Raw genomic sequence first — 21,524 nt, 5'->3', positions numbered from 1 at the left:
TGCTGGGCTTTAGAAACAATAATTTCGTACTACGACGATGCTTTATACCGCTTTTTGTGTTGCGTGTTTACCTAACTCTGAGGCTTTTTCATCTTTTAGATAAAGGTTTTCAAAACAGTAGTTGGTTGCTTCGATGTAACCTTCAACACTACCACAGTCAAAGCGTTTGCCTTTGAATTTGTAAGCCAAGACACAGCCCGCTTTTGCTTGTTTAAGTAGCGCGTCAGTGATTTGAATTTCACCACCTTTACCTGGCTCTGTGTTTTCAATCAGTTCGAAAATATCAGGGGTCAGAATGTAGCGACCAATGATCGCAAGGTTGCTTGGTGCCGTGCCTTTCTCAGGTTTTTCTACCATGTCGTCTACGCGGTAGATGTCATCTTTGATCATTTCACCAGAGATAACGCCGTATTTGTGAGTCTCATCTTCTGGGACTTCTTGTACGGCAACGATAGAACAACGGAACTGTTTAAATAGCGCCACCATTTGAGCTAGCACGCCTTCTTCTTCGTTGACACAAAGGTCATCAGCAAGAACGACGGCAAATGGTTCGTCACCCACCAGTTCACGCCCGGTCAGAATCGCGTGGCCTAAGCCTTTCATCTCGCGTTGACGGATGTAAGTGAAGTTTGCAGATTCAATGATTTCACGGATATCTACCAATAGCTCTTCTTTATTGGTACCGCTAATCTGGTGTTCTAGTTCGTAGTTCTTATCAAAGTGGTCCATGATAGAGTGTTTGCCACGACCTGTCACAATACACATGCCGTTCATACCAGCTTGAATTGCTTCTTCAACGCCGTATTCAATAAGCGGTTTATTCACGACTGGCATCATCTCTTTTGGCATAGATTTCGTTGCCGGTAAGAAGCGAGTGCCATAGCCTGCAGCAGGGAACAGACATTTTTTAATCATTGGGGGAATATCCTATCTCGTTATTATCAAGAATCTGCGCATAACTTTAACACGAGAGTCGTCAATGAATCATGAATAAAGTAGGAAAAAGTGTGAGACTCAGTGCGGAAAAAAGATGAGCGACTCGTCATTTCAGTCATTAGAGTCGCGGCATCGCATCATGACATTAAGTTTTGATCTGCCCACGCGATTGCTTGAACGCGATTCTTCACTGATAGCTTTTTGAATATCTGATACAAGTGCGATTTGATGGTGAATTCACTGACAAATAATTCCTCGGCCATTTGGCCGTTCGAGGCACCAGCTTGCAAGCAACGCAGTACTTGCAGCTCGCGAATGGTTAGGTCTACCGTGGCTGGGGCAGTATGAGTATTAATGACGTTACGGTAATAGTGTAAAAGTTGACTGGTTACATTACGCGGCAGCCAGTTTTGACCGTTAACAATGCCTTTTAATCCCTCTCCAATTTGCTCTAGCGTATCTTCGGAATAGAACAGCCCCTTTAATTGACCAAATGAAAGAAGCTCATCCGTGGTCAGCCTTTTAGGGACATTGAACACAACGGTTTCAAAGTTCTTCCATACCAGCGGTAAGTTTTTGATCGATTGAACGAGTGATTTATGTTCACTGAAGTCGATCAGTAGGATTTTGTTACGATGCTGTGGCTTAGCTTCCATGAGTGCTTCGGTCGAAATCACCGGGATGCTCATATCAATGTACTTTTCGAGTGCCGCCACCTTTTTTTCCGCATTATCTTCCATACTGATCAGAAATAGCTTTCTTGCGTAAGCCGACTTTCTCACGTGTTCAAATCTCCCAGTGTTCAATAAAGGCCATAAGTTGGCATTAAAGAGAGGTTATAACCATAGCTTTACTGAATAAATGCGTTCGAATTCAAAGCTTCACGAAACGATGTCTGCAACGCGAATCAAAAATGCTACAGGCGTAAGTTGAAATGCGATTTGGGTTCTAGTAGGTGACTCATTAGATCACAATGGTATTAGACTTTAATCAAAACATTAAAGCGTGCTATTCTAATGCGCTAAAATTTTATATATCCAGAGTGAAACGGAGCACATCATGGCCAGCCGTGGAATTAACAAAGTTATTTTGGTGGGGAATCTAGGTAACGACCCTGAAATTCGTTACATGCCGAACGGCGGTGCAGTAGCAAACATTACTATTGCGACTTCTGATTCATGGCGTGATAAAGCGACTGGCGAACAGCGCGAAAAAACGGAATGGCACCGTGTTGTGTTGTTCGGCAAACTTGCGGAAGTAGCAGGTGAGTACTTGCGTAAAGGTTCTCAAGTATACATTGAAGGCCAACTGCAAACTCGTAAATGGCAAGACCAAAGCGGTCAAGATCGCTACTCAACTGAAGTCGTTGTTCAAGGCTTCAACGGCGTAATGCAAATGCTTGGCGGTCGTGGTCAAGGTGGCGGCGCACCAATGGGCGGTCAACAGCAGCAGCAAGGTGGATGGGGTCAGCCTCAACAACCAGCTCAGCAGCAGTACAATGCGCCTCAGCAACAGCAACAACAGCAGGCTCCGCAGCAACCACAGCAGCAGTACAATGAGCCACCAATGGATTTTGACGACGATATCCCGTTCTAAATTCTGCTTATGCTTGAATCGAAAAGGCCGCGAATATCGCGGTCTTTTTTATTGTCACTATCTAATGATCTCAAAGGCTTATCTCAGCAAGGTTAGGCGTAACAATAAAACTTATCAATGAGTGTGATGTTCTTTATGCTCCAGCCTCTCACTATCAGACGAATCCGATTGTTTGATGAACTCTTATCAAGTATAAATATTTCAATAAGGTATATGATGAATAAAAAAGGAATTTGGTATTCATGAGGTATACCCCAACTCTTAAGTTAAGCACACGGCTGGTGGCTTTTGTCACCATGATCGTCATCTGCGCCATGTTTATCTTGTTTGTCGGTGGCACCCTCTCTTTTAAACGTCTTGGGCAGGAATATCTCACCCATTATTTAGAAGGGATCGTAGAGGTGGTCGATAAGGAGACGGAAGATCCTGACGCTGCTTATTCTATGCAGCGCTGGATGCCGAAAATGCTGCAGGCTTCCAATATTGTCGAAATGACATTGTCGACCAACAATGCGGTTGTTTATCGCTTCAAAGATACTTCTCATCAAATGGAAGCGTCAGTCTTGTTTGAGACAGAATACCAACTGACTCACAATCAAGATTACACGATTCATTTTAAAGCGATCCCGCCTTACTTAGGTTACAGCTACTCAATGCAGGCGCTTTGGTCGATCACGCTTGCCGTTATCTTGATCATCTTCTGTTTAATGCGCGGCGTTGCGTGGCTTAAGGAGCAATTAGAAGGCTCTGAAATGCTCGAAGAGCGAGGCAGGATGATCCTTGCTGGTCGGGTAGAGCAGTATGCAAAAGGCGACAAAAAAGAATGGCCTTATACTGCCAGTGAAGCGCTCGATGTATTAATTGAAGAGTTACAAGATGCGCGTCAAGAGCGAAGCCGATTTGATACCTTTATTCGAACTCAAACCTTCCTTGATAAGTTAACAGGTACAGCCAATCGAGTGCTGTTTGATAGCAAACTGGAATCGGCGTTACTAGAAAGTGGGGCTCGCGGCGCCGTTTTGCTAGTACGTATTCAAGACTGGAAACTGGTTGAAGAAGAGCAAGATAAGCAAATTACGGATGAGTTTATTGTTGAAGTTGGGAGTTTATTATCCAACTTAGTTCAGCGATACCCTGATGTTGTGTTTTCTCGTTATTACGATGCTGATTTTGCGTTATTTCTGCCGCATCAAAGTGCCAAAGATGTGGCTAATTTGGCATCACAATGCATTCGCCAGTTAGAAAAATTAATTCCGCCAGAGCCACTCGACCCAGACAACTGGTGCCATATAGGCATCACTACTTATAAAGAGGGTGAGCGACACAGCCAAATCATCGATGAGGCAGAGACAGCTTTGCGTAGTGCGCAACTACAAAATAACAATAATTGGAGTCGCTTCAAAAAATGGAACCACGATGAAGAAGCTCGCGGAAGTGTGAGGTGGAGAACGTTATTTGACACAGCACTTACACCAGAAAATGTGATACTCTACGCACAATCTGTGCACCCAATAAGTGACGCGACGCATAAAAAATCATTATATGAAGAGTTAACATGCCGGATTCGCGATCCTGAGAATGGTATTGTTAAAGCGTCTCGGTTTATTTCTGCGATCAGACAGGTTGGTTATGAAGCGCAAATGGATAAGTCAGTTATTAATAAATTCTTAAGAGAATTTAAGGATAATTTTGATAACTCAAGATCGTATGCGCTCAATTTGAATGTAACGCCTTTTTCTAACCGAGAGTACTTTAAATGGTTTCGTGATGAACTCTTACAGTTGTCACGTGAACAGAGAAAGTGTCTCAGTTTTGAGTTTGTTGAAGCACAATTTGTAAGACACTTAGACTTTATGCGACCAGTCGCTAAAATGCTGGCCGGTTTAGGGTGCCACTTAATGGTTGGGCAGGCTGGACGAACCATCGTCAGCACTCACTATTTAAAAGAAGTGGATATTCGTTACCTTAAACTTCATCGCAGTTTAGTAGCAAAAATCGACCAGCGACATGAGAACCAGCTATTTGTCCGCAGCATGCTAGGTGCTGCGGCAAACAGTAAAACTAAAATCATAGCAGTGGGAATTGAGAATCAAAACGAGCTCAACACGTTAATTGAGCTCGGGGTTTATGGTGGGCAAGGGCGCTACTTCTCTGCAGAGCAGCAGTTTCTTCCTCGTCCACAAGCATTGCCAAGTTCTCAATCAGAATCCCAAGTGAAATTGGGAAGACGAAATCGCTGGCGTAAAAAATAAAGATAATAATCATGGATTTCAAAGCACTACTCGACAAGCTCAAACGATCATCTGGTGGTGGTCGTTCCTGCTTTTTGGTTATTCAGCCAGACGCCGTTTATTTATCATCTTCAATAAAAAGTGGTCGCCCATACCAATTTGATATTTCTGAATCCAATTGGGAGAAAGCCGTAGAGCAAGCATTGAGCGTTGCTGCGAGTGCGTATGATTCTCTGACGGTTGTCCTTTCTCATAACTATTATCAGATGTATCAAATCGACAAACCTGTCATGCCGCGCCAAGAATGGCCTGCAGCATTACCGTTTTTGTTGAAAGAACTGATCTCTGAGCGTGCCGTTGACATCATTGCAGATGCGGTAGAGCTACCCAATTCAACCAAAGTGCAAGCTTACGTCTTATCACGAAAAATGTTGGATAAGATCGTGTTACTGGCCAGTCGCGCCCAGTTGCCATTAGAAGCTATTCTTCCTGAAGACGACATTTGGGGAGAGACCGCAGGTGAACTAGGTAACTTCCTATTATTACAACGCAGTGTGCGTGGTCACTTCCGTATTAGCGCTTTTGTCGAAAATACTATCGCATTTCATCGTTCGATTCGCAGTGTGACGCCACCGTTAACGGGGGTTCCGTCTAGCGAGTTACAGATGGATAGCCTCTCGTTAGAACTGCAACGTTCGATTGATTATCTTTCTTCTCAGTTGCGCCATGTGCAGCTGCATCAATTGAAAGTGTGTTGTGATGAGGAGGATGAGAGTGAGCTTGTTCAGTCTCTGAACTACCGTTTAAGCACTAAAGTCTCTCTGTTATTACCACCAGAACATGAGCTATCAGGACACGTTTTAGCAGATGCTGCTGCGGCTTCTAATACTCGACGCGTTAACTTATACCCTGATTACTTAAAGCCGAAAAAAGAGCTCCTGACACTAAGAAATATCGCGTTATCTTGGGGTGTCGCGGCTGCGGCCATTCTACTCTCTTACGGCTATGTGACTTGGCAGAGCAGTGGTTTAGAAGATGAAATTGCTATTGTAAAAAGCAAAGGCGATATCATGAAGTCAGAGCTTGAACGCTATCAAGTCAAGCTACGTAAGCATCAACCCGACAATAATAAGCTGGCAGCTAAAGCCCGCTTAGAGCGTGAAGTCAAGGCGAAGCGAGACTCGCTTAAAGCCGTCGGGAAATACGATGACTCGCAGCGCACGGGTTACTCTGGCGTTATGCAATCATTAGCTAAGCTAGGAAACCAAGAAATTTCTTTGTCCGAAATTCGAATCAATAACCATACCTTAGATCTGAAGGGACTGGCGAAAAAGCCGAGCTCAGTACCAAGTTGGGTTAACCAATTTAAAAATGAAATTAGCTTGGTTGGCCGGACATTTGACGACGTCAAAATTGGCCGAAATGATAAGGATATTGTGACGTTTGAACTAAAAACGCGCGAGGATAAAGAGAAATGAACGAATTCTGGATCTCATTAGAAGAGCGCTTTGGCGAAATGAGCGCGCGTGAAAAAGTGCTTATCGCGCTGTGTGGTTTAGTTGTCGTGATCATGTTGCTTTTTACGCTGGTACTGGAACCAAAGCTTAACGAGATCATCAGTAATGAGAGGCAACTAAGCAATTTAAAGCAAGCCAATCAAAAGATTGAAATCGACACGCTACGTATTCAAGCGCAGCTGAAGAAAGATCCAAACGCTGAGATTGATCGCGCGATATCTAACCTGCTAACAGAAAGTCAGCACCTTTCGATGCAGCTAGCGGAGATCATCGAACACCTTATTACACCTTCGCAAATGGCTGAGCTGCTGGAAAATGTATTAGAGCAGCAAAGTGGCATTCACCTTTTGTCTTTGCAAACTTTGCCATCTGAGCCAATTACGGAAGATAAAGAAGCATCGCAATACTCTGGTTACTACGTGCACCCTGTACGCATGGAGCTGACTGGCGACTACTTTTCTATTGCCAATTATCTAAATAAGTTGGAGAGCCTTCCTGCCAGTTATTATTGGCGCAGCTTTAGTTACAAAGTCGAAGAGTACCCGAAAGCGAAGCTTGTGTTGGAAGTCTACACACTAGGATCTCGAGAGGAGTTTATTGGTGGTTAAAAAACTCATCATCTCATTGCTTGTCATGGCTGCGGCAGGAACCGCTTGGGCGAACCAAGATCCAACGGCACCACTTGGCTGGGAAAAGCCTGCGGTTGAAACGTCAGCGAAACCAAAAGCAAAACAGTACCGACTGCCTACGCTCAACAGTATTGTGTGTAAGCCAAGTACTGCTTGTGTCGCGATTATGGATAACAAGCTTGTTGAAAAAGGCGAGCTATTTAAGGGTTATCGCGTCGCGAGCATTAATAGTGAATTTGTAACTTTAAAGCGTGGTAACCGTCAGTGGGACCTAGAGCTTTTTGGTTTAAACGTAAAAAAATAATAACCAGAGCCTGATCAGATATGCGCAAATTAGTTGTAGGAATAACGATTGCTTCTTTAATGGGATGTTCAATGGGTCACCGTGACCCAGTGGAAGTCAAAGAAGCGCTCAATGAATCTATCAATCAAGCGAACAGCCGCACGTTAGAAGAAATTCCTTCTTCTGTCGAAGCGGACCTGATGCCTAACTTAGACTCGAATGTTGCTTCAGAGCAAGGCACCTCGAAGCGTTTCCGTATTCAAGCGAATGCGGTCGATGCACGAAGCTTTTTTGCCTCGCTAGTCAAAGGCACTGAGTACAGCGTGGCGATTCATCCAGCGGTACAAGGTAATATCACCGTCAACTTGTCAGATGTTACGTTGGATGAAGTCCTGAGCGTTGTACAGAACATGTATGGCTATGATGTGGTGAAGTCTGGCAAAGTTATTCAAATCTACCCTGCTGGTATGCGTACGGTAACCATTCCTGTTGATTACCTCCAGTTCAAACGCTCTGGTCGATCATTGACGAGCATTGTCACGGGCTCAGTGACCTCGGCTGGTACGTCTAATTCTGGCGGTAGCTCAGACAGTTCTGACTCATCAGACTCTGACAATGGAAGTAACAGCGGCGATAGCTCGACGACTTCTACGGGCGGTACGCGCATCGAAACCATCACTGAAAGTGACTTCTGGCCGATGCTGCAGCAAGCCGTTGCGAATCTAATTGGTTCAGGCAAAGGACAAAGCGTTGTCGTAACACCACAAGCTGGAGTGATTACGGTTCGAGCGTTTCCAGATGATATTCGAGAAGTCCGTGAGTTCTTAGGTGTATCGCAGGAGCGCATGCAGCGTCAGGTCATTCTTGAAGCTAAAATTCTAGAAGTGACGTTGAATGATGGCTACCAACAAGGCATCAACTGGTCGAACTTATCGGCGTCAATTGGTAACTCGGGTAGTGTCGTAGTGAACCGCCCTGCGTCGGCATTACCACCGTTGGATGCGATTGGCACGCTATTGGGCGGTCAAACCAACGTGACTATCTCTGATGGCAACTTCAATGCTGTGTTGAGTTTTATGTCTACACAAGGTGACTTGAACGTTCTTTCGAGCCCTCGTATTACCGCTGCCAACAACCAAAAGTCGGTCATCAAAGTGGGTACCGATGAGTACTTTGTTACCGAGCTATCGAGCAATGCAGGCAACGGTGAAAACTCAAATGCCGTTCCAGAAGTGGAATTGACACCATTCTTCTCAGGTATCTCTCTCGATGTGACTCCGCAAATTGATAACAAAGGCAATGTGTTCCTGCATGTTCACCCTGCGGTTATTGAAGTCTCGGAAGAAGTGAAGAAATTGAACTTGGGCGGTGAGTTCCAAAACATCCAATTGCCATTGGCAAAAAGCTCTATTCGTGAATCTGACTCGGTTATTCGTGCTAAAGATGGCGATGTTGTGGTTATCGGCGGTTTGATGAAACAGCAAAATCGTGAGCTTGTTTCTAAAGTCCCATTCTTAGGCGATGTGCCCGCATTGGGGCATTTGTTCCGCAACGTAAATAACGTGACTGAGAAAACAGAATTGGTCATCTTGCTAAAACCGACCGTAGTTGGTGTGAACTCTTGGCAGAAAGAGCTAGAGCGCTCTCGTGATCTGCTGCAAGAGTGGTTCCCAGATGCGCAATAAGCGCGGGGAAAGGTTCCGTTTTTCAATGAGTTTGTGATTCGAGTATGTACTTGTCACATTTTGGATTTCGAGTTCAGCCTTTTTCGTTAACCCCAAACACAGAAATGTTCTTGGGGTTAGTCCCTCACTATGAGGCGATCCAAACCATTTTAGCCGCTGTGCAAATGGGAGAAGGGGTGATTAAGGTGACAGGAGAAGTCGGCACCGGAAAAACCATGGTGTGTCGTAAGTTAATTGAGCAGATTGAATCTGAAGTCGAGCTGATTTACTTACCCAATCCAGTTTTGAATGGAGAGCAGTTGCAGTTTGCTGTCGCCAGAGAGTTAGGCATCGAGAACGATGACCCGCTACGTATTGTTTCTCTCATTCAAGAACACCTGATTCAAGTGCATTCTGCGGGAAAGAAAACCGTCTTGATCGTCGATGAAGCGCAAGCTCTTTCTCCACAAGCTTTAGAAACATTGCGTCTGTTCGGTAACCTAGAAACGGAACAAGATAAACTCATTCAACTGGTGTTATTCGGACAACCTGAGTTGGATGAGCGGTTAGCCAGCCACGAGCTAAGGCAGTTTCGTCAACGTATTACGTTTAGTTGTCAGCTGCGTCCTCTTTCTATCGATGAAGGCGTGGCTTACATCAATAATCGTTTAGACAAGGCAGGCAATGGAGCGCACATTTTTTCTATTGAGCAGAAAAAAGCGATTTGGCGTTCATCCATGGGGATTCCACGTTTGATCAACCAAATTAGCCACAAGTCGTTGCTTGCGGCATTTAATGATCGTTGCACACTATTAAAAAATCATCACGTTTACGCAGCTATGCACGATACGTTTGATGCCCGTAAACCTAAGTTTAAAACACCCGTATTTTGGGGATGGAGTCAACCTTGAGTGCCATCAATAAAGCATTATCAGAACTCGCTGAAAAAACATCACCGTCAGAGCTTACTCGTGCGGACATTCCCAACGTTTCACGCAGTAAACCTTGGCTTTGGCTCGTTGCCGGTTTCTCGTTAAGCCTTGCGGTGGGCAGCTGGGCGGTCTCTCGCGATCCTATCCCTTCAGGCGAGCTTTCACCAGTTCAAACAGAAACCATGCCATCGTCGTCAGTGAATGCTTCGTCAATCACATCATCAGAGCGTACTCATTCGCCAACGAGTAAAATGACGCCCGAAACAGCCCATGTGGTTTACACGAAGCCAGTGACACAACCGGCTGCGCAACAACAGCTTCATATGCCAGAGACCGATAGGTTCACCCCAAGAGCGGAGGTACAGGCGGTCTCTGAAGATGCAGTGCTACTCGCGCAAGTGGCAACGATGCCAAGCGATGAGCAATCTAATCATGTAATCCGCACGACAGCAGAAAACAGTTCAATGCGTATTGAGCAGGTTGAGCTGACGCACCGACAGTTATCTCTTAAAGCGGTTAGCCGAGCGGAAAAAGCACTGGATGCTAACGATATGCAAACGGCGTTGTCGGCTTATGCTGAGGCGTTACGTTATGAGCCAATGAATGCAGACACGCGTCAAAAATTATCGGCGTTGTACTTTGGCAAAGGCGACACGCGTAAAGCGTATGAGATTATCCAAGAAGGCATCAACCTTGACACGAACAACCAAGTACTTCGCTTGGCCTTGTCTAAGTTGTTAGTGAAAGCCAATCAACCTGAAGCGGCGCTGAGTCCGCTTGTGCATTTGCCTCCAAGACCAAGTCGAGATTACTTGGCGATGCGTGCGGCATTGGCACAAAAACACAAGCAGAATGATATTGCGCTTGAGAGTTATCAACTCCTTACTCAGCGTGAGCCGGAAAATGCGCGCTGGTGGCTAGGTTTAGCGATTCAACAAGAGCGCGCGCTGACGTTTACCGCCGCGATCAACTCTTACAACCAAGCTCTGGGTAAAGTTGGCATTTCGAATCAATCGCAAGCGTTTATTCGTGACCGTTTGAGCATCTTGAAACAGCTGGAGAATGCACAATGAAAATTCAGTTGAGAAAACGCTTAGGCGATCTTCTGGTTGAAGAAGGTATCGTCTCTGAAGAGCAAATCCAGCAAGCACTAAACGCACAACGTAGTACCGGGCAGAAGCTGGGTGATGCGTTAATTGATCTCGGCTTTATTACTGAGAAGCAAATGTTGGACTTCTTGTCCCAACAACTTGGTTTGCCATTGATCGATCTTGGTCGCGCCCCTGTGGATGCGGAAGCGGTACAGATTCTACCTGAGGTACACGCACGTCGCTTACGTGCGATGGTCGTTGCTCGAAATGGGGACACGTTGCGCGTTGCCATGAGTGACCCTGCGGATTTGTTCATCCAAGAGTCACTGATGAATTTGCTAGGTGAATACAACCTTGAGTTCATCGTGGCTTCAGAGCGCCAACTTATTTCAAGCTTTGACCGTTATTATCGCCGCACTAAAGAGATCGCTTCTTTCGCGGAACAGTTGCATGAAGAGCATAAAGACGAGCAAAGCTTCGATTACGGTATTGATGGAACCGACAGTGAGGAAGTTACCGTTGTAAAGCTGGTTAATTCCATGTTTGAAGATGCGGTACAAGTCGGGGCATCGGATATTCATATTGAGCCAGACGATCAGATTTTGCGCTTACGTCAGCGTATTGATGGTGTACTGCATGAAACCATCCTGAATGAAGTAAATATCGCATCGGCTTTGGTTCTTCGATTGAAGTTGATGGCGCACCTAGACATCTCTGAGAAGCGCTTGCCGCAAGATGGCCGATTCAATATCAAAGTGCGTGGTCAATCAATCGATATTCGTATGTCGACGCTACCAACGCAATACGGGGAGTCCGTAGTAATGCGTCTGCTTAACCAGTCTGCTGGTTTGCGTCCATTAGAAGAGTCAGGTTTGCCGCCAGATTTGCTTGCTCGTTTACGTCGACAGTTGGCTCGTCCGCACGGCATGATCTTGGTGACGGGGCCGACAGGTTCAGGTAAAACCACCACGCTTTATGGCGCATTAAGTGAGCTCAACGAGCCAGGGAAAAAGATCATTACAGCAGAGGATCCGGTCGAATACCGTCTGCCTCGCATCACTCAGGTACAGGTAAACAGTAAGATCGATCTGACTTTCTCGCGTGTGCTTCGAACCTTCTTGCGTCAAGACCCAGACATCATTCTTGTTGGTGAGATGCGTGACCAAGAGACGGTAGAAATTGGTCTGCGAGCTGCACTAACGGGTCACTTAGTATTGAGCACTCTTCACACCAATGATGCTGTCGACAGTGCGTTACGCATGATCGATATGGGCGCACCGGGTTACTTGGTTGCCAGTGCGGTCAGAGCCGTGGTGGCGCAGCGTCTTGTTCGCCGTGTTTGTCCAGACTGCAAAACAGAAGACCATCTAGACGAGTCACGCCAACAGTGGTTAGCTGGGCGTTTTCCAAACCAAGTAGGGACCACTTTTTATAAAGGTGTAGGCTGTCAAAACTGTAACTTGACTGGTTATCGAGGCCGAATTGGTGTGTTTGAAATGCTCGAACTTGAGCAAGAAATGATGGATAAATTGCGCGCAAATGATGCGGTTGGCTTTGCCCAAGCCGCGCGTCGCTCAGAAAACTATAAGCCACTGCTTGCTTCTGCAATGGAACTGGCGCTACAAGGTACCGTCAGTTTGGATGAAGTGATGACCCTAGGTGAAGGTGACGCTTCTGGTAAGACTGATCCCATTTTCATATAGGTAATTGAATGCCAACTTTTCGTTATCAAGGCCGCACGCTAGACGGCTCATCCACTAACGGCAAAATCGAAGCAGTGAACTCAGAGGCTGCGGCGGAAGCATTGATGAACAAAGGGATCATCCCGCTCAATGTGCGGTTAGAGAAAGAGTCGGCAAAAAGCCAAATGAGCTTGTCTAAGCTATTTGTGCCAGCCATTCCATTGGAAGTGATCATTCTTTTCTCTCGCCAGTTGTTTAGCTTAACTAAAGCGGGCGTACCGTTGCTGCGTTCTATGCGTGGCCTGCTGCAAAATTGTGAAAACAAACAGCTCAAAGAGGCACTGGAAGATGTCGTTTCTGAACTGAGTAATGGCCGAGGTTTGTCTTCTGCGATGCAGCAACACAGCAAAGTATTCAGCCCACTGTTCGTTTCTATGATCAATGTAGGTGAGAATACGGGTCGACTCGATCAAGCGCTATTGCAACTGGCAAATTACTACGAGCAGGAACTCGAGACTCGCAAACGCATCAAAGCGGCGATGCGTTATCCGACGTTTGTCATTATCTTTATTACCATCGCCATGTTTATATTGAACATCTTGGTGATCCCTGAGTTTGCATCGATGTTTACGCGCTTTGGTGTTGAGTTACCACTGCCGACGCGTATTTTGATCGCTACTTCTAATTTCTTTGTTAATTATTGGGTGTTGTTGATTGTGGCAATGATTGGCGCGTTTGCGGTTTTCAGAGCCTGGGTGGCGACGGCTGATGGTCGGGAAAAGTTCGATAAGTTTCGGCTTCGGCTTCCAATTGTGGGCGATATCGTTAATCGCGCGCAGCTTTCCCGTTTTGCTAGAACCTTCTCGTTGATGCTGAAATCAGGCGTTCCACTTAACCAGTCTTTAGCTTTAGCCGGGGAAGCCCTAGGGAACCGCTTTTTAGAAAATCGAATTCTTGAGATGAAATCCGCGATTGAAGCGGGTAGCACCATCTCAGTGACTGCTATCAACAGTAAAATCTTTACCCCTTTGGTGATTCAGATGATTGCAGTAGGGGAAGAAACCGGTCGTATTGATGAGCTGCTGCTAGAAGTGTCGGATTTTTACGATCGAGAAGTCGATTACGATCTAAAAACACTAACCGCAAGAATAGAACCGCTACTTTTGGTGATTGTCGCCGGCATGGTCATGGTGCTAGCACTGGGTATCTTCCTGCCAATGTGGGGAATGCTAGACATCATCAAAGGCGGCTAATAGGTGGTTGAAAATCAAAGTCGAGCGACGCTAATCGTTTTTGGGGTAATTGCTACCATCATTGCTGTTGGCTTGGCGGTCAAATTACGTCCTGTTACCGAGCAGGCGCAAGTGACCGGAGCGAAGTTGGCGAGAGTTTGGATGCAAGATAGTGTTCAGCGTTATCGTCAAGCTTGGCTCGTAAAAGGCGAGCCAGAACATATGCTGATGGATGGTTTTAATCTCACGATGACTGAGGGCGGGCTAGTATCTCCCTTTACTCAACAAGGTGTTTTAGATTGTGGTTATTGGCTAGCAGTGCATTATCCACAACGTAAAATAATGACCAATAAGTTAATAGATATCAGTGGAGCCATCAAAACTGATCGTTATGTCTGTCACTATACTTATGAAAATGGCCAGTCGATTGTAGTTATTTCAACAGCTAATCAACTGAAAATAGACGTCGAAATGTCGGCGGAGTGAATTTTTTGACACCTAATCACTATAATTGGTAATCAAAGTCGGTATAATGCAATCATTACCATAAGTAAGACGCTGTAATAGAGGGTAAACAATAATGTGTTTTTCTCATTGCAGCATGAACTGAATAATGGCGAATCGTCATTCTGCTCAAGCGGTAGATACAGTATCCACTTCACGGTCAGTTTTAGTGAACGTTGCTGCCCCAAACCGTTTTGACAATATCCAAAATGGTCGCGTGACCTAAACGAAACTTTGCAGTTGTACTGCATGCTTACATAGAGAGAGTAAACAATGAAAAGACAAGGTGGTTTCACCCTTATCGAATTGGTAGTGGTAATTGTAATCCTAGGTATTCTAGCGGTCACTGCAGCACCACGTTTCCTTGATTTACAAAATGATGCAAGAAAAGCGTCTATTCAAGGGTTGAAAGGTGCTATTGATGGTGCAGCGGGAATTACATATGGAAAAGCGGTAATTGATGGAAAAGATAGAGAGACTGGCGCTGACGTCGAAGGTATTACTGCTGATTTCGGTTTCCCTGTGGCTGAAGCAGGTGGTATTGATAAAGCTGTTCAGGGGCTAAGCGACGATTGGGCTTTAGCCGTTGTTTCTGGGGGTAAAAGTGTAGTTGCTACATTTATTTCAGATACTAACAAAAAAGGCTACCATGCTAATAATAATGAAGAAAATATAACTAAAGCCAACTGCTATGTAACCTATAATGAAGCTACTGGTACGGGGGCAACGCAACAAGCTTCGACATCAGTTATTAATACAGGCTGTTAATATAGCATAAAGGCCAGCTAGCCTGGCCTTTATCTCTTTATTTTGATTAAGTACATATGCGTAAATCATCGGGTCTTAGTGCAATAGAGTTTGTCGTTGTGCTGATTATCTTAGGTGTGATCGGTTATGTAGTATTACCAAGATTTATCAGCTTCGAGCCAGAAACTTACGAAGCAAAGTGGGAGCAAACTAAGCAAACCGCCGAGCACGTTTCTGAAACGCTGAGCAATAAAGAAACTTACGATCGGATTGAAGAAGAAATCGATAGATCGAAAAACTAACCTAGAGCAATCTTGTTTGCTACGTAAAAGAAGTGTGATTTTAGTCCAAAATCACCATGCTTTTTTGCTTATAATTTAATCGCTTGTTGTAAGCCGAAGGTTCCTCAGTATGAAGTCGCGCTCAACGATATCAGGTTTTACTCTCATTGAGCTGATCATGGTAATCGTCATCCTCTCTATATTATCGCTTTATGCATCCAGTCGATTTATACGCACTGGTATTTCTGCCGTCGCAATTCAAGATCAAGTCATTTCTGTTGTTCGCCAAGTCCAGGTGAATCGCATGCAATCAAATGTCAGTAGTGCGGTAGGAAATAACGATTTTATTCTATCCATAGCAACCAATTGTATTGGTTCAAAAGCCTCTTGCTCATCTCAGTCCAGTAGTCGTAGTGATTGGGTCGAAGACAGCAGTGTTACTTTTTCTCCTGTTCAAGAGGTTAAATTTGATCTTCTAGGAAATCCGACCCCTTCTTCGGTCACTATCTCTATTAGCGAAAACAATAGCTCTCAAACCTGTACGGTCACAATTAATGAGCAAGGCTACGTAAGTAAAGGTGGCTGTTCATGACGATGAAATGCAAAAAAACGCTTCGAGGAATGACGCTTATTGAGATGATTATTGCGATCGTCTTGATGGGAATCGCAATGGTGATGTTTTCGACAGCATTGATACCACAAATTAAAGATGCTTCCACCTCCCATTATCAAAGTCGAGCCATTGCTTTAGGGCATAGTATGATGTCGCAAATTTTGGCCCGCAATTTTGACCATTATTATGATGACAATGGTGGCATGCTCCGCTGCGGCGAAAGCGGGGCAGACGCTTGCTCACCTCTTGGAAGAGATGGAGAGACTTCGCCCTCTGCTTTTAATGACGTTGATGACTATATTGGTTGTTGGTACACCGAAAATACTCAGAATAGTTGTCCGTCAGGGATCGAAAAATACCAACTCTCAGATGTTGTCGGTAATAGTGCAGACAGTAGTTATATCAATTTTCGTGTAGAGGTAGTGGTAGAAACGACAGAGTACGAAGGAAGTGTCCCTAAATTGAAGCAAGTGAAGCTAGATATATTTGCGGGCCCCTCGTTAGCGATTTCATTGGTTGGTTACAGAGGCAATTACTGATGAGTCAAAGAGGTTTCACTCTCATAGAACTCGTGCTGACCATTGTTATTGGTAGCATCATCATGCTGGGGATTGCGGGTTATGTTCAAGTTGGGATGAAAGGGTATGTTGATGCGAGTTCAAGACAAAGAATTCAGACCCAAGCTCAATTTGTGCTAGAAAAAATGGCGCGTGAAATTAGACACGCAGTGCCTAATAGCTTTGATATTAAAAACAGTGCTGAAAAATCTTGTTTGTCTTTTATTCCAACATTGAACTCCGGTTATTATTTTCAAGAACCGACCAGTGATGACTTGTTGTTTATTACAGGGGGAGATGTTCCTGGTGGGACTTTGAAGGCGTCTGAAAATATTCGTTTTGTCATCAACCCTACACGGTTTACCGATTTGGTTTCTGATGATTTAGTTTCTGGAGCGGTAAGTAGCTATTTAATAAAAAATGACCTCCCTTTAAGGACGGATGATAAAAATGGCAATGCAAACTTTTATAGATTTACACCTAATCAAAATATGCCGTTATTAAGTCAATCAATAGCTCACCGTATATATCTATACCAACTAGCCAAAAAAGTAGAGTACTGCATTATTAAAACGGGTGTTAATATTGATAGTTTAACCAGAAATAGTGTTGTAGTAGAGAATATCAAAGCAAGTGAAAGTCATTTTGATTATACGAATGTGAGCTTGCAGACTGGTGGTATTGTTTATCTCAAATTTGCTTTTGAACAAAATGGTGAAGTTAGCACTTACCAACAAGATGTGCAGGTGTTAAATGTCCCATAAACATAAAAGTAGTGGAAATGTTCTTATCGTATGCCTCTTTGTGATCATTGTTATGGGGTATCTTGGCGCGACGCTTACAAAAACGAACTGGTCTAATCAAAACTCAATGACTCGTGAGTTTTTAGGGACACAAGCATGGTTTTACGCTCAATCTTCAACAGAGTGGGCTCTTACTGAGATTTACCCGCTGAATGAGCCTAGCTCAAAAGTTGGAGATAACTGTAACAACAAAGTAAATGGCAAAGCTCCAAGCTCAGATAGTGTAAATTACGGAAGTTGCCGATTAGTTTCACTTGTGTGTGACGGGGGTGATAAAAAGCTAGATAACCAAACTTTTTATCGTATCGAAGCTGCGGTCCAGTGTGGTTCTGGATTGAGTTTGGTTGAACGCAGACAAGAGATTTGGGTTAAGGATTAGAACAATGAAGTTAAGCTTAAATAATAAATTCATTCCATTCATATTGTTATTAACATTTCTTGTAACAAATAGCGTTAGAGCTTCTAGTGACACTATTACGATCAATGATTTTCCTTTTGTTGCGCAAGGGCATGGTAATGGAAATAGCTTCTGTAATGGATATGGTAACGCTAGTTATCTTAAGGTCTATAATGAAGCTACAATTTGGGGGACTGAAGGATTAGATTTAAATTTTTGTTATGGTTTTCAATATATGTCGGAAACTTCTTGTGATAATAACGATGGTAGTTTGAGAAAATGTAATGTCAGTTACCAACAGTTATCACCTAAAAAATTAAAACCATTTAAAGGAGCGACAGGTAATAAAAAGATTCATTGTAATAGTAGCACTAGTATTTATCGAGAAAATATTAAGTCCTTTAATGGATACCAAAATTGTAATGCTTGGTTTTCTTCACCTTTGCACAAGATAAAAAAAATGAATATGTACGGTAGTTCTACAGTGCATTTTTTTAGTGGGGAGTACTGGATTGATAAACTGACTATGCAAAACAGATCTAAAATCGTCATTCATGGTAACGTGAAGATACATTTAAAGAATGAAGCAGAGTTTAATGGAGCCAGTATTGAGTATGCAGATGAAAATTCACAATTAATTTTTGTTTCTCGAGACTCTATAACACTGAATGATAGCTATTGGCCGGTTCACAAGAGTTCAACATTAGAGGGGTATTTTTATGCAGATGAAGATATATCTCTCCACAATGGTTCTGTTATTCTGGGAAAAGTAAACTCTCGTATATTAACTTTGACTGACAGTAGTAAAATTAATAACGAAAATATAATTCCCAAACAGTGTGAATACTTACCAATGGAAGACTTCAATGCTAATGATATTAGTAACTGGTCTGTTATTGGTTTTGGACAAAGTATTAAACCTAAACCGTCTGGTGGTCGATTCGTTTTAAACTCGTCTCAAAAAAATCAAGCAACAGCATCGGCATACAACTATCTATTCCCTTCGAAAGATAACTACCTTGAAGTGGAGTTTGACCACTATGCGCACTCCGGCTCTGGGGCTGATGGTGTGGCATTGGTTTTATCTGATGCTAATGTGCCGCCACAAACTGGGGCATTTGGTGGTCCACTTGGCTATGGTGTGAAACCTAACATACAGGGCTTTGCTGGCGGTTGGCTTGGGTTTGGTATCGATGAATACGGCAACTACTCAAGAGAAGGTAGCTTTGAGGATAGTCATTACCGACCAGGATTTAAGCCAAATACAGTCGCAATTCGTGGTTCTGGGATTAAGAACGGGTCTGGGCAATGGATGGGAGGTTATCGCTATATCAAAGGTAACCACAATGTTGGTGACTTAGATAGACGCCGCGATCCAAATCATAGATACAAAGTTATCATTGATTCTAAACAACAAGGTAAAGTCTACATTACGATTCAGCGTAAGATAGGTAGTGCGAACTCTTGGACAACATTGATCTCCAAATTTGATGTTATGAGAGGTTTTGGACAAACCACGCCTCCAGAAAATTTCCGCGTGTCGATTACCGCCTCGACTGGTGACATTACCAATGTACACGAAATGGATAACTTCCAAGTTTGTGCGGATAAGTATCAAAAAATAACACAAGGTATTCATCACTTCGAGTTTGATTACACGGGGACGGGAAGTATCTGTCAGGCCTCAAAGATTGAACTAAAAGCTTGTATGGATGAAGCATGTAAAGATACTTACCCAAGTTCAATTATTGCTAATAACCCTGATGCGGATGTTAAACCGGTTACTGTGACATTATCTCCACCATCATCATCCACACATACCTGGAGAGATGGAGATGTTGTGACATTTTCTGATACGAAAGAGCTCTACTTGCAAGCGCATAAATCTGGTCACGTGAAGTTAGGTATAGCAAAAAGTAACATCATTCAATTTGGATTCCAAAACGCGAAGTGCCGTGTGGGTGGTGTGCTATCTGAGGAGAATTGTAATCTTCTTTTCAATGGCGATGCGTTAGGTGTTGAGATTCCAAATAAGGTAGCGGGCAAAGCATTCTTTGATGAGAACGGAAGTACTAACTATCAACCAGAAAGGCAACCTTATTTAGCATATTGTGGATCTGCACAGCAATCTAATAGTGATGGTGAAGATCGCAATATCATATTGTCATTGGAGCAAGTTGAGCCTAGTGAGCGCAGAGTGTCGGTTCCTGCGAAGGTTGCATTTAAGGACCGAAATGGTGTTTTTAGCGGTGAAGTGAGCGTTGCACCAGGAAAGGCAGTAACAGTAGAAAATGTTTACTTTAATGATAAAGGGCAAGCTGAATTTAACTTGAAATATCCTGAGGTAGGGAAAGCGGTTCTTCGTGCTCAAATCCAAGGCGAAACCCAATCACAAGGCGAAAATAGCTTTGTGAGTTTTCCTGCATACTTAAGCTTATCCTCAACGGAAGGGGATTGTGCTAGTAATTCATGTAGCAATGGCTTTGTTGCTGCTGGAGACACGTTTGATATGGTTGTCAGTGCTCATCAGTTTGATGGTTCACTAGCTAAAAATTATCAACAAGATGGACTCACAATTAGTCATTCAGTGACATACCCTGCAGTTGGAGGTGTATCGTTAGGCGTACTAGGGGTCGATAAGTACAACCATACGATACCAAAAGATGGAGATATCACGAGTAAAGTAACGATTGAACAAACCGTATCTGAAGTTGGGGCGTTTAAGTTTGTTGTTACTCCTCCAGAGCTTTATTTGGGGGCCGATGATTTCACCATTGCTCCCGCTCAAAAGATCTTGGGGCGTTTTTATCCTAAGTACTTTAAGGTTTATCAAAGCAAAGACGCTGATTGGGCATATCCGAATGGTCAAACATTCACATACATGGCACAGCCTTTTGGGGTCAGTAAGCTATTTGTTGAGGCGTTAAATGCCGATAAAGGTAAGGTTGTTAACTATTCTTTCTTTGATCGTGAGCTGTGGGCTTTATTCAATATTGTTGATTTAAGTAGTCATAAAGACCGTTTTGAAGCGTTAAAAACGTATTCAGGAACGTGGAAAAATGCGAACGGAAGTGCGTTAGTTGAATCTCGCAGTGTAGGTGAATATACAGGCAGCGCTGCTGATGGGTTAATTATGACGAAAGGCAGTAATACCAACTATCCCGATGGGCCGTTTAACTTAAACGAACTAGGACAAAACACGCAGCTGTCAATTGCTGGGGCAAGTAGTGCAGACCCAGTATTGGTGTTAGACAGAGAATCAACATTGAAGCCTCAACCCGACATCCGCTTTGGTCGTGTTGATCTAGATGATGTTGGTGGTAACCAAGGCACGACATTACATGTGCCACTCCGAGTTGAATACTGGAATGGTAGCCGCTTTATTGCTAACCCTGATGACAGCCAAACTAAAGTGTTTGGAGAAATTGAAGATGACTCTCAGGTGCATATTTGGCCGACAGATCAGAGTGCAAAAGATGTAATTCTAGGCGACGGTGGTACCGTTTCTTCAGGTTCTTCTCGCTCTATTACTGCAACTCAAGCTGAACCATACCGTCAGCAAACACGCGTTTGGTTAGATCTTGATGATTCAAAAAATGGCCTACCTTGGCTCAAGTACAACTGGGATAATAAGAAAGCTGGTGAAGAAAACCCATCCACCGTCGTCACCTTCGGTATTCATCGTGGTAACGATCGCGTGATTTACCGTGGTGAGCCAGGGTTAACCGGACAGTAACAACTTAGGTTTTTGCCCTTAAGTTAGGAAACTGCAAGAAATTGAGGCTTTCTGCTCATGTTTGTGTACCAATACCTTGCTGTGACAGCGAGG

The 21,524-nt window shown here is 43.9% G+C and carries 20 protein-coding genes; 18 read left to right on the top strand and 2 right to left on the bottom strand.

All coding sequences use genetic code 11. From position 1 onward, the window contains the following. Positions 1-42: 42 nt before the first annotated feature. Together galU and F7Y48_RS21290 are read right to left on the bottom strand one after the other, a co-directional pair. Positions 43-915 carry a UTP--glucose-1-phosphate uridylyltransferase GalU gene (gene galU / locus F7Y48_RS21295; protein ID WP_005397418.1) on the bottom strand — a complete coding sequence of 291 codons (873 nt, stop codon included), beginning with the start codon at positions 913-915 and terminating at the stop codon, positions 43-45. A 158-nt stretch (positions 916-1,073) separates the two neighbouring features. Then, on the bottom strand, positions 1,074-1,718 hold the full coding sequence (locus F7Y48_RS21290; RefSeq protein WP_047009170.1) for a LuxR C-terminal-related transcriptional regulator: 645 nt from the start codon (positions 1,716-1,718) through the stop codon (positions 1,074-1,076). Positions 1,719-1,995: 277 nt separating this feature from the next. Here F7Y48_RS21290 and F7Y48_RS21285 point away from each other — a divergent pair, with 277 nt between their 5' ends. The 18 genes from F7Y48_RS21285 to F7Y48_RS21200 all read left to right on the top strand — a co-directional run bounded on the left by F7Y48_RS21285 (position 1,996) and on the right by F7Y48_RS21200 (position 21,431). Beyond that, on the top strand, positions 1,996-2,532 hold the full coding sequence (locus F7Y48_RS21285) for a single-stranded DNA-binding protein (RefSeq protein WP_012841367.1): 537 nt from the start codon (positions 1,996-1,998) through the stop codon (positions 2,530-2,532). A 242-nt stretch (positions 2,533-2,774) separates the two neighbouring features. Further along, positions 2,775-4,784: an RNase E specificity factor CsrD gene (gene csrD, locus F7Y48_RS21280; RefSeq protein ID WP_316685365.1), complete on the top strand. Its 2,010-nt coding sequence runs from the start codon at positions 2,775-2,777 to the stop codon at positions 4,782-4,784. 11 nt (positions 4,785-4,795) lie between these two features. After that, complete coding sequence (locus F7Y48_RS21275; protein ID WP_124009111.1) at positions 4,796-6,241, top strand: MSHA biogenesis protein MshI; 1,446 nt, start codon at positions 4,796-4,798, stop codon at positions 6,239-6,241. Beyond that, a complete protein-coding gene (gene gspM, locus F7Y48_RS21270) occupies positions 6,238-6,888 on the top strand; it encodes a type II secretion system protein GspM (protein ID WP_054868338.1) in 651 nt (216 codons plus the stop codon). Before F7Y48_RS21275 ends, gspM begins: the two co-directional genes overlap by 4 nt. Beyond that, complete coding sequence (locus F7Y48_RS21265) at positions 6,881-7,213, top strand: hypothetical protein (protein WP_046873588.1); 333 nt, start codon at positions 6,881-6,883, stop codon at positions 7,211-7,213. The genes gspM and F7Y48_RS21265 overlap by 8 nt, the downstream gene beginning before the upstream one ends. Before the next feature lie 20 nt (positions 7,214-7,233). Next, on the top strand, positions 7,234-8,877 hold the full coding sequence (gene mshL, locus F7Y48_RS21260) for a pilus (MSHA type) biogenesis protein MshL (protein WP_046873589.1): 1,644 nt from the start codon (positions 7,234-7,236) through the stop codon (positions 8,875-8,877). 44 nt (positions 8,878-8,921) lie between these two features. Further along, positions 8,922-9,767 carry an ExeA family protein gene (locus tag F7Y48_RS21255; RefSeq protein WP_046873590.1) on the top strand — a complete coding sequence of 282 codons (846 nt, stop codon included), beginning with the start codon at positions 8,922-8,924 and terminating at the stop codon, positions 9,765-9,767. Further along, entirely contained in the window at positions 9,764-10,861 is a 1,098-nt protein-coding gene (locus tag F7Y48_RS21250) for a tetratricopeptide repeat protein (RefSeq protein ID WP_258508269.1), read from the top strand. The genes F7Y48_RS21255 and F7Y48_RS21250 overlap by 4 nt, the downstream gene beginning before the upstream one ends. Further along, positions 10,858-12,582 carry a GspE/PulE family protein gene (locus F7Y48_RS21245; protein ID WP_114323983.1) on the top strand — a complete coding sequence of 575 codons (1,725 nt, stop codon included), beginning with the start codon at positions 10,858-10,860 and terminating at the stop codon, positions 12,580-12,582. Before F7Y48_RS21250 ends, F7Y48_RS21245 begins: the two co-directional genes overlap by 4 nt. Positions 12,583-12,590: 8 nt before the next feature. Next, positions 12,591-13,814, top strand: coding sequence for a type II secretion system F family protein (locus tag F7Y48_RS21240; RefSeq protein ID WP_048626840.1), 1,224 nt, complete (start codon positions 12,591-12,593; stop codon positions 13,812-13,814). A gap of 3 nt (positions 13,815-13,817) precedes the next feature. Next, positions 13,818-14,279, top strand: coding sequence for a hypothetical protein (locus tag F7Y48_RS21235; protein WP_005397399.1), 462 nt, complete (start codon positions 13,818-13,820; stop codon positions 14,277-14,279). A gap of 291 nt (positions 14,280-14,570) precedes the next feature. Next, positions 14,571-15,065: a type II secretion system protein gene (locus tag F7Y48_RS21230; RefSeq protein ID WP_158159797.1), complete on the top strand. Its 495-nt coding sequence runs from the start codon at positions 14,571-14,573 to the stop codon at positions 15,063-15,065. Between the two features lie 56 nt (positions 15,066-15,121). Continuing rightward, positions 15,122-15,346: a type II secretion system protein gene (locus F7Y48_RS21225; protein ID WP_012841374.1), complete on the top strand. Its 225-nt coding sequence runs from the start codon at positions 15,122-15,124 to the stop codon at positions 15,344-15,346. A gap of 109 nt (positions 15,347-15,455) precedes the next feature. Continuing rightward, positions 15,456-15,917, top strand: coding sequence for a type II secretion system protein (locus F7Y48_RS21220; RefSeq protein WP_167426218.1), 462 nt, complete (start codon positions 15,456-15,458; stop codon positions 15,915-15,917). Then, entirely contained in the window at positions 15,914-16,477 is a 564-nt protein-coding gene (locus F7Y48_RS21215) for a type II secretion system protein (RefSeq protein ID WP_046873596.1), read from the top strand. Before F7Y48_RS21220 ends, F7Y48_RS21215 begins: the two co-directional genes overlap by 4 nt. Next, positions 16,477-17,259: a PilW family protein gene (locus F7Y48_RS21210; protein WP_256952644.1), complete on the top strand. Its 783-nt coding sequence runs from the start codon at positions 16,477-16,479 to the stop codon at positions 17,257-17,259. Before F7Y48_RS21215 ends, F7Y48_RS21210 begins: the two co-directional genes overlap by 1 nt. Further along, complete coding sequence (locus F7Y48_RS21205) at positions 17,249-17,677, top strand: MSHA biogenesis protein MshP (protein ID WP_256952645.1); 429 nt, start codon at positions 17,249-17,251, stop codon at positions 17,675-17,677. The genes F7Y48_RS21210 and F7Y48_RS21205 overlap by 11 nt, the downstream gene beginning before the upstream one ends. Before the next feature lie 4 nt (positions 17,678-17,681). Further along, a complete protein-coding gene (locus F7Y48_RS21200) occupies positions 17,682-21,431 on the top strand; it encodes a DUF6701 domain-containing protein (protein ID WP_258508270.1) in 3,750 nt (1,249 codons plus the stop codon). The last annotated feature ends 93 nt before the right edge of the window (positions 21,432-21,524 follow it).

Source organism: Vibrio sp. 2-1-2a (assembly GCF_032648565.1).
In the GTDB taxonomy this organism is placed as follows: Bacteria; Pseudomonadota; Gammaproteobacteria; order Enterobacterales; family Vibrionaceae; genus Vibrio; species Vibrio diabolicus.
Note: the sequence above shows the minus strand (reverse complement) of the source record. Positions and strands in the feature narration are given on the sequence as shown.